General features: G+C 52.7%; 12 protein-coding genes. 1 reads left to right on the forward strand and 11 read right to left on the reverse strand.

Annotation, left to right across the window (positions count from 1 at the left end):
• The 11 genes from cheY to flhD all read right to left on the reverse strand — a co-directional run bounded on the left by cheY (position 1) and on the right by flhD (position 11822).
• Positions 1–390 carry a chemotaxis response regulator CheY gene (cheY, locus tag ACFX4U_RS05280; RefSeq protein ID WP_007371559.1) on the reverse strand — a complete coding sequence of 130 codons (390 nt, stop codon included), beginning with the start codon at positions 388–390 and terminating at the stop codon, positions 1–3.
• A 17-nt stretch (positions 391–407) separates the two neighbouring features.
• A complete protein-coding gene (locus ACFX4U_RS05285) occupies positions 408–1457 on the reverse strand; it encodes a chemotaxis response regulator protein-glutamate methylesterase (RefSeq protein WP_017458306.1) in 1050 nt (349 codons plus the stop codon).
• A complete protein-coding gene (cheR, locus tag ACFX4U_RS05290) occupies positions 1454–2323 on the reverse strand; it encodes a protein-glutamate O-methyltransferase CheR (RefSeq protein ID WP_017458307.1) in 870 nt (289 codons plus the stop codon). Before cheR ends, ACFX4U_RS05285 begins: the two co-directional genes overlap by 4 nt.
• A gap of 19 nt (positions 2324–2342) precedes the next feature.
• Positions 2343–3941 (reverse strand): methyl-accepting chemotaxis protein IV, encoded by a 1599-nt coding sequence (gene tap / locus ACFX4U_RS05295; protein ID WP_305735709.1) that lies wholly within the window; start codon positions 3939–3941, stop codon positions 2343–2345.
• Between the two features lie 41 nt (positions 3942–3982).
• Entirely contained in the window at positions 3983–5647 is a 1665-nt protein-coding gene (gene tar / locus ACFX4U_RS05300) for a methyl-accepting chemotaxis protein II (protein ID WP_305735708.1), read from the reverse strand.
• Between the two features lie 685 nt (positions 5648–6332).
• Positions 6333–6836, reverse strand: a complete 504-nt coding sequence (gene cheW / locus ACFX4U_RS05305) for a chemotaxis protein CheW (RefSeq protein WP_200550617.1) — start codon at positions 6834–6836, stop codon at positions 6333–6335.
• Between the two features lie 22 nt (positions 6837–6858).
• On the reverse strand, positions 6859–8910 hold the full coding sequence (gene cheA / locus ACFX4U_RS05310; protein WP_305737579.1) for a chemotaxis protein CheA: 2052 nt from the start codon (positions 8908–8910) through the stop codon (positions 6859–6861).
• Positions 8911–8920: 10 nt separating this feature from the next.
• Entirely contained in the window at positions 8921–9880 is a 960-nt protein-coding gene (gene motB, locus ACFX4U_RS05315; protein WP_305735707.1) for a flagellar motor protein MotB, read from the reverse strand.
• On the reverse strand, positions 9877–10764 hold the full coding sequence (gene motA / locus ACFX4U_RS05320; RefSeq protein ID WP_017458318.1) for a flagellar motor stator protein MotA: 888 nt from the start codon (positions 10762–10764) through the stop codon (positions 9877–9879). Before motA ends, motB begins: the two co-directional genes overlap by 4 nt.
• A gap of 126 nt (positions 10765–10890) precedes the next feature.
• A complete protein-coding gene (gene flhC / locus ACFX4U_RS05325) occupies positions 10891–11469 on the reverse strand; it encodes a flagellar transcriptional regulator FlhC (protein WP_305735706.1) in 579 nt (192 codons plus the stop codon).
• A gap of 2 nt (positions 11470–11471) precedes the next feature.
• The gene (flhD, locus tag ACFX4U_RS05330; RefSeq protein ID WP_017458320.1) at positions 11472–11822 is read right to left on the reverse strand and encodes a flagellar transcriptional regulator FlhD; all 351 of its coding nucleotides are present in this window, start codon (positions 11820–11822) and stop codon (positions 11472–11474) included.
• A gap of 777 nt (positions 11823–12599) precedes the next feature.
• On the opposite strand from flhD, the gene uspC reads away from it, so the two are divergent.
• A complete protein-coding gene (uspC, locus tag ACFX4U_RS05335) occupies positions 12600–13025 on the forward strand; it encodes a universal stress protein UspC (protein WP_305735705.1) in 426 nt (141 codons plus the stop codon).
• The last annotated feature ends 11 nt before the right edge of the window (positions 13026–13036 follow it).

Below are 13036 nucleotides of genomic sequence, written 5' to 3' on the forward strand. Positions count from 1 at the left end.
TCACATGCCAAGTTTCTCGAAGATCTTACCGAGTTTCTCTTCCAGGGTTGCAGCGGTAAACGGTTTCACCACATAGCCGCTCGCACCGGCCTGCGCCGCCGCGATGATGTTCTCTTTTTTCGCTTCTGCTGTAACCATCAGCACCGGCATGGAAGCCATATTGCTGTCGGCACGAATCGTTTTCAGCAGTTCCAGACCGTCCATGTTTGGCATGTTCCAGTCGGAAATAACAAAACCGAAGCCACCCGTCTGCAATTTGTTTAACGCATCAACACCGTCTTCTGCTTCTTCAACGTTGTTAAATCCCAGCTCTTTTAGCAGGTTACGTACAATTCGACGCATGGTGGAAAAGTCATCCACGACCAAAAACTTAAGCTCTTTATCCGCCATAAAAAATTACTCCTGGTTCAAATACGTATTGCCTGTCCGGCACTGATTTTCGCCAGCATCTGCTGGCTTACCTGGCTAAGATCGACCACTTCGCTGACGCCACCCATATTGATGGCCTCACGCGGCATGCCGAACACCACACAACTTGCTTCATTTTGCGCAATCGTCCAGGCGCCAGCCTGGTGCATTGCTAACATTCCGGCCGCGCCATCGTTGCCCATCCCCGTGAGAATAACCCCCACGGCGTTACGCCCCGCGTGTTTCGCCACCGAATTAAACAGCACGTCCACCGACGGGCGGTGCCGGTTAACCGGCGGTCCGTCATGGATCTTAATTTGATAGTTCGCCCCGCTACGCGCCAGCTCCATATGCCGATCGCCAGGTGCAATATACGCGTGTCCGGGTAATACGCGCTCGCCATCTTCCGCTTCTTTGACGCTGATCTGACAGAGCTTATTCAAACGCTCAGCAAATGAGCGGGTAAAGCCCGGCGGCATATGCTGAGTGATAAGAATACCCGGACTTGAGAGCGGCAATGGCTGGAGTACATGCCTAATTGCCTCTGTTCCTCCGGTTGACGCACCAATTACCAGCAGTTTTTCCGAGCTGAGTAACGGTCCGGCTTTCAACATGGCCGGTGCTTCCATCGGTTTATGTGCCGCGATACGCGCGCGTGACGCGGTGCGTACTTTCTCGGCAATCATCTCGCTGTAAGCCAGCATGCCTTCGCGAATGCCAATCTGCGGTTTGGTGACAAAATCAATTGCCCCCAGTTCCAGCGCGCGCAGCGTCACTTCAGACCCTTTCCCGGTCAGTGAAGAAACCATCACCACCGGCATCGGGCGCAGACGCATTAATTTTTCAAGGAAATCCAGCCCGTCCATGCGCGGCATTTCCACATCCAGCGTTAACACGTCCGGGTTGAATTTTTTAATTAAATCCCGGGCAACCAATGGGTCTGGCGCCGTCGCCACCATTTCCATATCGCTGTGGCTATTGATAATTTCTGTCATGATCTGGCGCATCAATGCGGAATCATCGACGGACAACACCCTGATTTTACTCATGCTTTATCCTTACTCAGCGCATAAACTGTTTGCCCACGAAGGGTAAACTCACGCACGAGGTTGCTGAAGTTCTCCGAATGCCCGGCAAACAGTAATCCGTCTGGCTTAAGCAGCGGAGCGAAACGATGCAAAATGTCCTGTTGCGTCGTTTTATCAAAATAAATCATTACATTACGGCAAAAAATTGCGTCGAAAGGCCCCGGAACGTTGTACTGCTTATCCAGCAGATTAACCGTGGTGAAATCGACGTAGTTCGCCAGTTCCTGCCGTACACGCACCAGCCCGGCATGCGGGCCAGTACCGCGCATAAAGTAGCGTTGCATCTGCTGGGGCGAGAGGGTTTTCAACTCGTCCTGGCGGTAGATGCCGCTACGCGCTTTTTCCAGCACTTCTGTATCGATGTCGCTGGCGAAAACTTTCCAGCGACCCGGTGCCATACCCAGCGCATCAGCGAGGGTAATGGCAAGAGAGTACGGCTCTTCGCCTGTCGACGCCGCCGCGCTCCATACCCGGTATTCCCCCGTGCGCTTGCGCGCATGGTCCGCGAGAACCGGGAAGTGGTGTGCTTCCCGGAAAAACGCGGTGAGATTGGTGGTCAGCGAGTTAATAAACGCTTGCCACTCGGCGCTGTTCTGGTTCGCTTCCAGCATGCTCAGATAGCGGCCAAAATCGTCCAGCCCAAGCGTGCGTAAACGGCGAACAAGGCGGTTGTAAACCATGTCGCGTTTATGATCCGCGAGGACAATCCCCGCACGCTGGTAGATCAATTGACATATCCGACGGAAGTGCGCGTCGGACAGCGCCAGGCGCTGTGTCATCTGTTGCAATATTGATGACGTTTGCCCGTTAGGCATGGATGATGTCATAGCGCCTTCTCAACTAGGTTCAGGATGCAACGGGCACTGCCTTAGGCGGTGCCACTTCGGGTATTGCGACATGCTCTTCAATCTTAAATATGGCCACCAGCGCGGTAAGGTTATCGGCCTGGTTAGCCAGTTGGTCGGTGGCGGAAGCTGCCTCTTCTACCAGCGCAGCGTTCTGTTGTGTCACCTGATCCATCTGTGTTACTGCCTGAGCCACCTGCTCTATCCCGCGCCGTTGTTCATCGGACGCGGAGGCGATCTCGCCCATGATATCGTTGACCTGAGTGACAGAGCGGACGATTTCGGTCATCGTCTGCGCGGCGGTATCCACCAGAGCGGAACCCTGCTGAACGCGGGAAACCGACTCTTCAATCAGGCCTTTAATCTCTTTTGCCGCCTGCGCACTGCGGCTTGCCAGGTTACGCACTTCACCGGCGACTACGGCGAAACCACGCCCCTGTTCACCGGCGCGAGCCGCTTCGACGGCGGCATTCAGCGCCAGAATATTGGTCTGAAACGCGATGCCATCAATCACGCTGATGATGTCGCCAATTTTCTGCGAGCTGCCGGCAATCTGCTGCATGGTACTTGCCACGCTCGATGTCTGCTGCCCACCTTTTCTCGCCGTTTCCGCCGCGCTCTGCGCCAGCCCGGAAGCCTGACGCGCGTTATCGGCGTTCTGGCTAACCGTCGACGTTAACTGCTCCATGCTGGCAGCGGTTTGCGCCAGTGACGCCGCCTGTTGCTCCGTTCGCGACGATAAATCATTGTTGCCCGCCGCGATTTCCGAGATGCCGGTATGCATCGCGTAGCTGCCCTGACGGACATCGCTCACCGTGGTGCGTAACGCAGTTTGCATCTTTTTCAGGCTGGTAAAAATCGCCGAGATCTCGTTACGCCCGTCAACGGCAATCGGTCGTGCCAGATTGCCTTCGGAGATGCTGTCAAAGTGGCTGCTGACAACCGCCAGCGGCTGGACAATCATCTTGCGCGACCAGAACAGCGCGGCGCTGGTCAATAACGCAGCGAGAATAACCACCACGACAAAAATCACTGCCGAGCGGTGATAATTACTTTCACCATCCGCTCTTGCCTGTTCAGTAAAGTGGTTAATGTGTTTCTCCCACGCACTGAAACTGGCATCAAACTTATCCTGCGACTCCTGCACCGGCGCGGTCATAAAGTCCGACAACTGGTTATTCTCAAGCCAGGTCGCCTGGTGCTCCAGGTCACCGCGCCAGGCGGTGTAACTGGCCTGCGTGATTTCCTGTAATTTTTTGCCTTCCGGTGTCATCACCTTCAGACCAAGAAACTCTTTTTCTACCTCAGCCGACTGCTTGAGGCTGGCTTTCGCCTGTGTCATCAGCGCTTTGATGTCATCCGGCGGATAACTCAGCGCCGTTAACGTCCCGGCTTTGTTCAACGCGGTGCTGGCCTGAAGCAGCGTGGCCCGCATCTGCATTAATGCGCTGCGCTGGTGTGTACTGTTTTCTACTTCTTGTAAATGTGAAGTGCTCTCTTTAAATGCCCAGAAAGACAACCCGTTACTGCCAACCTGTAAAATGCCACACACGATCAAAATCAAAAAAAGTGTTGTCGAGATGCGAATACGATTTAACATTAACGCCCCATCTGGCGGAAAAAGTCCGCGGTTAAGACCTGCTAAAATGTTTCCCAGTTATCCTCTTGTCCGGTTACAAGTTGGCGACTCCGCGCCGGGGTCTGAGCGCTGCCTGCTGCCGGAGTTGTAGCACGCGACGCCGATTTGCCGGATACAGAAGAAAGGCGGAAAGCAGATACCGCCTGCGTCAACAAACTGGCTTGTTCTTCTAAGGCGGCCGCTGCGGCTGCCGATTGTTGTACCAGTGACGCGTTTTGCTGCGTGACGCGATCCATTTCGGATACCGCCAGCGCAACCTGATCGATGCCGCGGCTCTGTTCATCAGAAGCCGAGGCGATCTCACCCATAATGTCGTTCACCCGTGTTACCGCGTTTACGATGTCCGACATCGTCTCCCCTGCACTCTCCACCAGCACTGAACCGGTATCGACACGGGAGACAGAATCTTCAATTAAGCCTTTAATTTCTTTCGCCGCCTGCGCACTGCGGCTGGCAAGATTGCGCACTTCTCCGGCGACCACGGCGAAACCACGCCCCTGCTCGCCTGCTCGTGCCGCTTCAACCGCGGCGTTCAGCGCCAGAATATTGGTCTGGAAAGCAATGCCGTCAATCACACTAATAATATCGGCAATTTTTTGCGAACTGCCCGCAATTTCGTGCATGGTTTTTACAACGCTGTTCACCACTTTGCCGCCGCGCTCTGCCGTTTCCGACGCGCTCTGCGCCAGCAGTGAGGCCTGACGGGCGTTATCGGCGTTCTGTTTCACCGTGGCGGTCAGCTCTTCCATACTGGCGGCGGTCTGCTCAAGTGCGGACGCCTGCTCTTCCGTACGGGACGAGAGATCGTTGTTCCCGGCGGCGATTTCGCTGGTGCCGGAGTAGATAGCATCAGAACCCTGACGAACGTTGGTCACCGTTTCGATCAGCGCGTTCTGCATATGGTCAACGCTCTGCGCCAGTTCCGTCATTTCACTGCGTCCGGCAATGGTCAGCGAATGTGTCAGGTTGCCACCGGCGATTTCACGGATGTGTGCAATGACCGACGACAACGGCGACAGCAGAATACGACGAATGCCATACCAGACGCCGGCCAGTACGATCACCAGCGCCAGCGCCAGGATCGCCATCTGCCATTTGGCGAAGGTGTAATCACTGACGCTCTGTTCCCAGGCATTGCGATACAGGCCTTCACTCAAATCCGCGTATTTCTTCATCGCGTCGCCAAGGGCGTTTTGCATGCCTTGCGTCGGCTGCGCCATAAAGCCGTTAATATTGCCGCCTTCGAGGAACTGCACCAGTTCCGCCAGCGCGGCATTATAAGTGCGATATTTCTCATCCAGCGTCTGGCGCGCGGCGTCGGTTTCCGGCAGCGATGGCAGCGCGCGGAAAGCATCGTAGTGTTTTGCCGCATCGGCAAGCGAGGCTTTGGCGCTGTTCAGCAAATCGGTTTTCGCACTGCTCTGCTGGTTGCTCGGATCCAGCAACATCCGCGCTGAAGAACGGCTCAGGTTGATACGCGTTTGCAGCATCAGCTCCCAGGCTTTACCTAATTCCGTCTGTTGCATGCGCAGGTCATTGGAGACCGCAAAACTTTGCTGGTTTTGCTTAAGCGACGAAAAAAACAGGCCACCAGAGACAAGCTGTAACAAGGCAAAGACCACCAGCACGCTCATAAGCAGAGTAACGACGCGGATACGGTTCAACATGCAACACCTTCTTGATAAGTTCTTAACGGTGTTATCGGCATGCGGCCACGGAACTTTACATTTGCGAAAGGGAATTAAATTCTGACTTAAAACGCGATATCCACAGTTAAGGTCACTATATGTTCCCCCCGGCGGCGTGGTCTGCGACGTCAAAATTTGTGCGGTGTAATTGTAGGTTCGTAGCAGGCCATCGGTGCTCACCTGCGATGACACAACGCTCGACCAGCGCTCCGCACCAGCGCTGCCCCAGCGGTTGGTGGTTGCCCCTTTGTAAATTTCATAACTGAGCCGGTTGCTGCCGCTGGCCATATTTCGTGCTGCGTTATTGATATCACCAATCGGTATTTCCAGCGGCAAGGCAAATGTTCAGTCGCCCTACGGGTTGCCGCGGTTCGCCGCCAAATCAACGCAACTCGGTGAAACACATAGGCTGGTGATAAATTTATCTTTTTAAATAAAGCAGCTTGCGAAAAAACGGCTAACTTATTAATTTTCAGTAAGATATATACTTTAATTTGCGATAATCATCACTATATATAACAGCGGTGAAAGAGGTACGAGGAGTTTATAAAATATAAATTAAGCGGGCGTGGAGGATATATATTATAGCGACAGAAAAAAGGCAAAAATAAAGGCGGATGAAGCAACTTCACCCACCTTTATTATTTCGCAACTGGCGTGATTATTACGCTACGTGCGAGGCTGCAATGTCCAGCAGCGCCATTTCATCGCTGTTGAGCAGTTTTTCAATATTTACCAGAATCAGCATACGGTCGCCGAGCGCGCCGAGGCCAGTCAGGTATTCGGTCGACAGCGTGACCGCGAATTCCGGCGCCGGGCGGATCTGGTCAGATGCCAGCGACAGGACGTCGGAAACACCATCAACCACAATCCCCACCACGCGCTGACCGAGATTCAGCACGATAACGACCGTGTTTTCATCATACTCGACATCGCCCTGGCTGAACTTCACACGCAGGTCGACAATCGGCACAATCACACCGCGCAGGTTGGTGACGCCTTTGATAAAGTCGGGGGTATTGGCGATTCGGGTCACCTGATCATAGCCACGAATTTCCTGCACTTTGAGAATATCGATTCCGTATTCTTCATCGCCCAGAGTGAAAACCAGGAACTCCTGACCTGATGGCTCGCCCGCCAGTTTTGCTACATTACTCATACCGGTCATGTTTTATACCTTCTTAACTAAATCAGGCGGCTGTGTGCGCCATACGATGTTCACGATTCAATCCCTGCAACGCTGATACGTCAACGATCAGCGCAACGCTACCATCCCCAAGGATAGTGGCAGCAGAAATACCCGGCACTTTGCGATAGTTGCTTTCCAGGTTTTTCACCACCACTTGATGCTGACCAATCAGTTGATCAACCAGCAATGCATAGCGACGACCCGCGCTTTGCAGAATAACGACAATCCCCTGCGTGGCCTCGGTTTTCGCGCCCATAACGTCAAAGACTTTCCACAGTTCAACCAGCGGCAGGTATTCACCGCGCACTTCCAGCACACGCTCACCACCGGCCAGCGGATGCAGATCTTCTTCACGCGGTTGCAGCGATTCCATCACCGCGTTTAACGGCAGGATAAAGACTTCGTTGTTCACTTTTACTGACATGCCGTCGAGGATCGCCAGCGTCAGCGGCAGCAGGATACGAATGGTTGTGCCGGTGCCCTGCCTGGATTTGATTTCAACGTGGCCGCCCATCTCCTGGATGTTACGTTTCACCACGTCCATGCCCACGCCGCGTCCGGAAACGTCAGTCACCTGCTCAGCAGTGGAGAAGCCCGGCGCGAAAATCAACATGCCCACTTCTTCATCGGTCATGTTCTCGTGCACGGGCATCCCCTGCGAAATCGCTTTCGCCAGGATACGCTCACGGTTCAGACCTGCACCATCGTCGGTTACTTCAATACAGATGTTCCCGCCCTGGTGTTCCGCCGAAAGGATCAGGTTGCCGATAGGCGACTTCCCGGCTTCCACACGTTTTTGCGGCGTTTCAATACCGTGGTCGAGGCTGTTACGCACCAGGTGCGTTAACGGGTCAATAATGCGTTCAATCAAGCTCTTATCAAGTTCGGTCGAGCTGCCCTGCAGCGTCAGTTCCACTTGTTTATCAAGCTTGCTCGCCAGATCGCGAACCAGGCGCGGGAAGCGGCTGAAGACATATTCCATCGGCATCATACGGATGGACATCACCGATTCCTGCAGGTCGCGGGCGTTGCGTTGCAGCTGGCTCATGCTGGTTATCAAATCACCGTGCGTCACCGGATCCAGCTCGTTAGAGCGCTGCGCCAGCATGGACTGGGTGATAACCAGTTCGCCTACCAGGTTGATCAACTGGTCAACTTTTTCGACCGCAACACGGATACTGGTCGATTCACTGGCGCGGGCTGCCGGTTTTTCACGGCCTGCCGGTTGCTCTTTCGCTACCGCTTTCAGTGCGGGTGCCGCAGCCGGAGCCGCTTGCACCGCCGGGACAGTCGCTGCTGCCGGCGCTTCAGCCACTTCAGCCGGGGCTTCAACTTCAGCCTCTGCTGCCGCGGGCGCTGGCGCCGCTTTTTCGAAAGCGATTTGATCCGCTTCGATAACAAAGCACAGCACCGCGATAATATCGTCTTCGCCCACGCCACCGTCGATCGTCACGCTCAGGGTATCTTTCCCCTTCACGACATCGCTCAGCGTGCCGAGGTTGCCCAGCTCTTCTTCGAGTAAGTCAACTTCACTCTCTTTCAGGCGAGAAAGGACAATTCGCAGTTTGCCGTCGTTTTCAGCGGCGGGCGCAGTCGCATCAGTTGCCAGTGCGGTCTCTACAACAGAGAGTTTTGCACCATTCGCAGCGGCAGGAACGACCTCTCCTTTTGCCTCCAGCGCCAGCTGGCGCAGGGCATTGCAGATGTATTCGAAGCTTGCGGCATCTGGCTCTGACGAGCTTTTATAGGCATCGAGCTGTTCCTGCATAATATCTTTGGTTTCCAAAAACAGGTTGATAATGTCGGTGTTGAGCTGCATCTCGCCACGCCGAGCCTCATCAAGCAGGTTCTCCATCAGGTGGGTTGTTTCCTGCAAGATGGTAAAGCCAAATGTACCCGCACCGCCTTTAATAGAGTGTGCTGCACGGAAGATGGCGTTGAGCTGTTCTGAATCCGGCGCTTCCGGCACCAGATCCAATAAATGTTGTTCCATATCGGCCAACAGTTCGTCGGCCTCATCAAAGAATGTTTGGTAAAAATCACTAATATCCATGCTCACGCTATCACCTCGGATTGGCTTGTGGCGACGTAGGAACTGCTGCCGGAGACGAGGCTGCTGGCGCGGGTGCTGCCGCTGCCGCTGGCTCTGGCTGTGTAATCGCGCTTATTGGCGCACTCTGACTTTCGGCGTTCTCATGCAGAATGGCCGCTTCTGCTTGTTTGTTCAGCACCAAAAGACTAATTCGGCGGTTGATGGCTTCATCCGGGCCTCGGTTGACCAGGCGCATGGTTGCCGCCATGCCAACAACGCGCATCACTTTGCCATCATCCAGGCCACCGGCAACCAGCTCACGGCGCGACGCGTTAGCGCGATCGGCGGAAAGCTCCCAGTTGCTGTACCCTTTATCGCCGTTAGCGTAAGGGGCATCGTCGGTGTGACCGGAGAGGCTCACTTTGTTCGGAATACCATTCAGTACTGGCGCAATCGCCCGTAAAATATCGCGCATATAAGGTTCGACTTCCGCGCTGCCGGTTTTAAACATCGGCCGGTTCTGGCTATCGATAATCTGTATGCGTAACCCTTCTTGTACCAGGTCGATTTTCAAATGCGGGCGCAATGCACGCAGTTTGGGATCGGCCTCAATTAACTGGTCCAGATCGCCGCGCAATTTACTCAAGCGCGACTGCTCCATGCGTTTTTTCAGGTCGTCAATATTGGGCTGTTTTTGTACTTCGCCCTGTTGCTGTGTGTAGTCATCGCCACCGCCCGGAATCGGGCTGTCGCTATTCGAAATTCTCGGCCCACCCGTGACCGCAGTTGCCAGCGGTGTGCGGAAATACTCCGCAATCTGGATAAGCTCTTTCGGGCTGGAGATGGAGATAAGCCACATCACCAGGAAAAACGCCATCATCGCCGTCATAAAGTCGGCATAGGCTATTTTCCAGGAGCCATGCGCGCCGCCACCGTGGCCTTTATGTTTTTTTCGTCTAACTACGACGATCGGATGGGACTGGTTTTTCATGCGTCCTCAGTCGTCGTCTGTTGGTTAGGATTTCTGACCGCACGAACATGTTCGTCCAGTTCGATAAACGACGGACGCTCGCTGGAGTAAAGTGTTTTACGACCAAACTCAACCGCGATCGGCGGCGCATAACCGTTCAGGTTCGACAGCAGGGTTATCTTCACGCACTGCATCATTTTGGCGGTTTCCGCACTCTTCTGGCGAAGTACGCTTGCCAGCGGAGAGATAAAACCGTATGCCAACAAAATACCGAGGAAAGTTCCCACCATCGCATGCGCAATCAGCGCACCCAACTCCGCCGCTGGACGATCCGCCGAGGCCAGCGCATGGACCACACCCATTACCGCCGCCACGATACCGAACGCCGGCAGTGAGTCACCGACCATCGCCAGCGCGTTCGCCGGGACTTCGGCTTCACTTTCGTGGGTTTCTATCTCTTCATCCATCAACGCTTCAATTTCGAAGGTATTCATATTGCCGCTGATGATAAGTCGCAGATAATCCACGATAAATTCAAGCATCGTCGCATCCGCGAGAATGCGCGGGTAGCTGGCGAAAATCTCGCTCTCTTTCGGGTTTTCAATATCCCGTTCCAGCGAGAACATCCCTTGCTGACGTGATTTCGCCATCAGGCGATACAGCAGCGCCAGCAAGTCCATATACATACTTTTGGTGTACTTCGAACGGCGAAACAGCAAAGGCATCGCTTTCAGCGTTCCTTTGATGGCTTTACCGTTGTTGCCAACGATGAATGCACCTACCCCCGCGCCCCCGATGATGATCAGTTCAGACGGTTGATAAAGTGCCCCAAGTTCTCCGCCGGTCATCATATAACCGCCAAAGACTGCACCAAGAACAACCAGGTAACCTAATACGATAAGCACGACATCATCCTTCTGCTAATGACTAAGGCTCGGGATAAACATTTCAAAGGGTTAACACGAGTGACAGGTAAAAAAAAAGCAGCGGCATAACTGCACCGCTGCTGGAGTGTTTCCACCTGTATTCGGTTAAACAGCCTGATCGATCTGTTCATCCAGCAGTTGTGGAATAATATCGGCAGCATCCTGGGAAAGTTTACGTCTTTTTACCGCGCGAGACGGCGGCTGGCATAAACTGCAGGCAAAGCTACCAACAGGCTGATGTGCGTGAGTAATAAAATTACCACCACAGCAATTGCAGCGAGACAACTCCAGCATTCCGCTTTCCACGAAGCGAACCAACGTCCAGGCACGAGTAAGCGCCAGCAACGGGGTTTCCTCAGCATGAGGGCATTGTTCGAGGTAAAGTCGGTATGCTTTGATGACTGCGTCAACGCCGCTGCAAAGGCCTGTTTTTAACAAAAATTGCCATGCGTTACAGAACATAGACGCGTGGATGTTTTGTTCCCAGGTCATAAACCAGTCGGTGGAGAATGGCAGCATACCTTTCGGCGGCGGGCTACCACGCAACTCTTTGTAGAGTTTGATAAGACGGCCGCGGCTAAGCTGCGTCTCACTCTCCAACATTTGTAAACGCGCACCCAGCGTAATCAGTTCCATTGCTAACTGAATGTCGCGAGCTTCCTGAACAATGCTTTTTTCGCTCATCTTTACGCCCTTTTCTTCCGGGCCGCGTCGCCAGTCTGTGAAGACTCATTCAGCAGGCGGGTTGAAAGTAAAATCCCGGTGTGAACTTGCTGTAAATCGTCCACGCGTGATTCTTGGGTCAGACGAGTGATGGTCTGATGATTGTCAAAACGGAACTGGCAAATCAGCTGATTGGTTTCAGCCAACTTCACCATTTGTGGAAGGGTTAACTCAACCAGTGTCGTCGCCATCTCTTCATTAATACCAAGACGGAACATGGCGGACGCTTTGTCCTGGCTGATCAAACGCTGAGCAAGAAGTAAATACGACAAATTAATGTCATAAACATGTTTCAGCAACTCGGATGTATGCATTTTTCCCATCCCGAATAACCAACTTGTATCTTATGCGGCTGAGCCGCACCCCGTGATGTCGCCGGGAAAAAACCCGGTATAAAAAAGAAAGGCTAAATGCATAACTGACTAGGATCTTGCGATAAGGCGCTTCGCTCAAATGTTAATTGCCTTATTACGTTCTTAATCATTTCTTACAAAGAACTAAGATTTTTCCTAATTCGACGCAACTGTACTCGTAGGTGCTGCCACATACAATCTGACCAGTGCGGAAATTTGAAATTTTTGTGATCCACGTCACATAATTTACGCGAATATGGACAAGAAATCTATCAGTCACGCTTGTGAATTGATGTTTTTTTGCGCGATCAACCCCCTTTTCTATTCCAATTGTCCGAATAGGCATGCAAAACGCTCTCTTACCCCCGCTAACTGGTCGGAGGATTAGGATGCTGCCCTATTTACATTTGACAAGATGTATCTACTGAAGAAACAAATATAAAAAGTTATATAAAACAATATATTATGTTTTAAGCGATCTTAATTAATCACCCGAAGTAACCATTGCATTTTTGTTAATCAATATGATTGATAATTTAACAATTCGATCTTAAATTCTCTTAATTTTAGTTAAGCTTTTAAAATCGATTAAGGTGATTAAAGCGCGACCATACCGTTACGTTAGAATAATTAATGAATATTTATGATAACCTTCACATCCCTGCCATATTCACAGGTTGCACTGGTTTAAGAATCGGAGTAATGGTGAGAAAAATTTGATTCAATCGGGGAGTAAAAATGGCTTATGCACATCTTTTGGTCGCCGTAGCCGTTACGCCAGAGAGCCAACAATTACTGGCAAAAGCGGTTGATATCGCCCGCCCTTCCAGCGCCCGCATCACACTGATTACCTTAGCCGCCGATCCGGAACTGTATAACCAGCTTGCCGCACCGATGATGGAAAACGTCCGTGATGTATTGCAGGAAGAGACGCAGCAGTTTCTGGATGAGCTGGTGCGCAACGCGAATTATCCCATCGAACAGACACTGATCGCCTCCGGCGAGTTGAGCAAGCATATTCTGCATACTTGTCGCACCAAGGATGTCGATTTAGTGGTGTGCGGTAATCACAATCAGACATTCTTTTCGCGCGCCGTCTGCTCGGCGAAAAGCATTGTCCAGGCCAGTGAAGTTGATGTGCTATTAGTGCCGTTAAGCGCGTAAAACGCTCCCGC

The sequence above is a fragment of the Kosakonia sp. YIM B13588 genome, from assembly GCF_042788165.1.
Lineage (GTDB): Bacteria > Pseudomonadota > Gammaproteobacteria > Enterobacterales > Enterobacteriaceae > Kosakonia > Kosakonia sacchari.

What these genes read in the sequence shown, in the direction of transcription:
- cheY (WP_007371559.1), bottom strand. Translation starts at nt 390, where the DNA reads ATGGCGGATAAAGAGCTTAAGTTTTTGGTCGTGGATGACTTTTCCACC.
- cheA (WP_305737579.1), bottom strand. Translation starts at nt 8,910, where the DNA reads ATGGATATTAGTGATTTTTACCAAACATTCTTTGATGAGGCCGACGAA.
- tar (WP_305735708.1), bottom strand. Translation starts at nt 5,647, where the DNA reads ATGTTGAACCGTATCCGCGTCGTTACTCTGCTTATGAGCGTGCTGGTG.
- cheW (WP_200550617.1), bottom strand. Translation starts at nt 6,836, where the DNA reads ATGACCGGTATGAGTAATGTAGCAAAACTGGCGGGCGAGCCATCAGGT.
- flhC (WP_305735706.1), bottom strand. Translation starts at nt 11,469, where the DNA reads ATGAGCGAAAAAAGCATTGTTCAGGAAGCTCGCGACATTCAGTTAGCA.
- tap (WP_305735709.1), bottom strand. Translation starts at nt 3,941, where the DNA reads ATGTTAAATCGTATTCGCATCTCGACAACACTTTTTTTGATTTTGATC.
- uspC (WP_305735705.1), top strand. Translation starts at nt 12,600, where the DNA reads ATGGCTTATGCACATCTTTTGGTCGCCGTAGCCGTTACGCCAGAGAGC.
- cheR (WP_017458307.1), bottom strand. Translation starts at nt 2,323, where the DNA reads ATGACATCATCCATGCCTAACGGGCAAACGTCATCAATATTGCAACAG.
- motB (WP_305735707.1), bottom strand. Translation starts at nt 9,880, where the DNA reads ATGAAAAACCAGTCCCATCCGATCGTCGTAGTTAGACGAAAAAAACAT.
- flhD (WP_017458320.1), bottom strand. Translation starts at nt 11,822, where the DNA reads ATGCATACATCCGAGTTGCTGAAACATGTTTATGACATTAATTTGTCG.
- ACFX4U_RS05285 (WP_017458306.1), bottom strand. Translation starts at nt 1,457, where the DNA reads ATGAGTAAAATCAGGGTGTTGTCCGTCGATGATTCCGCATTGATGCGC.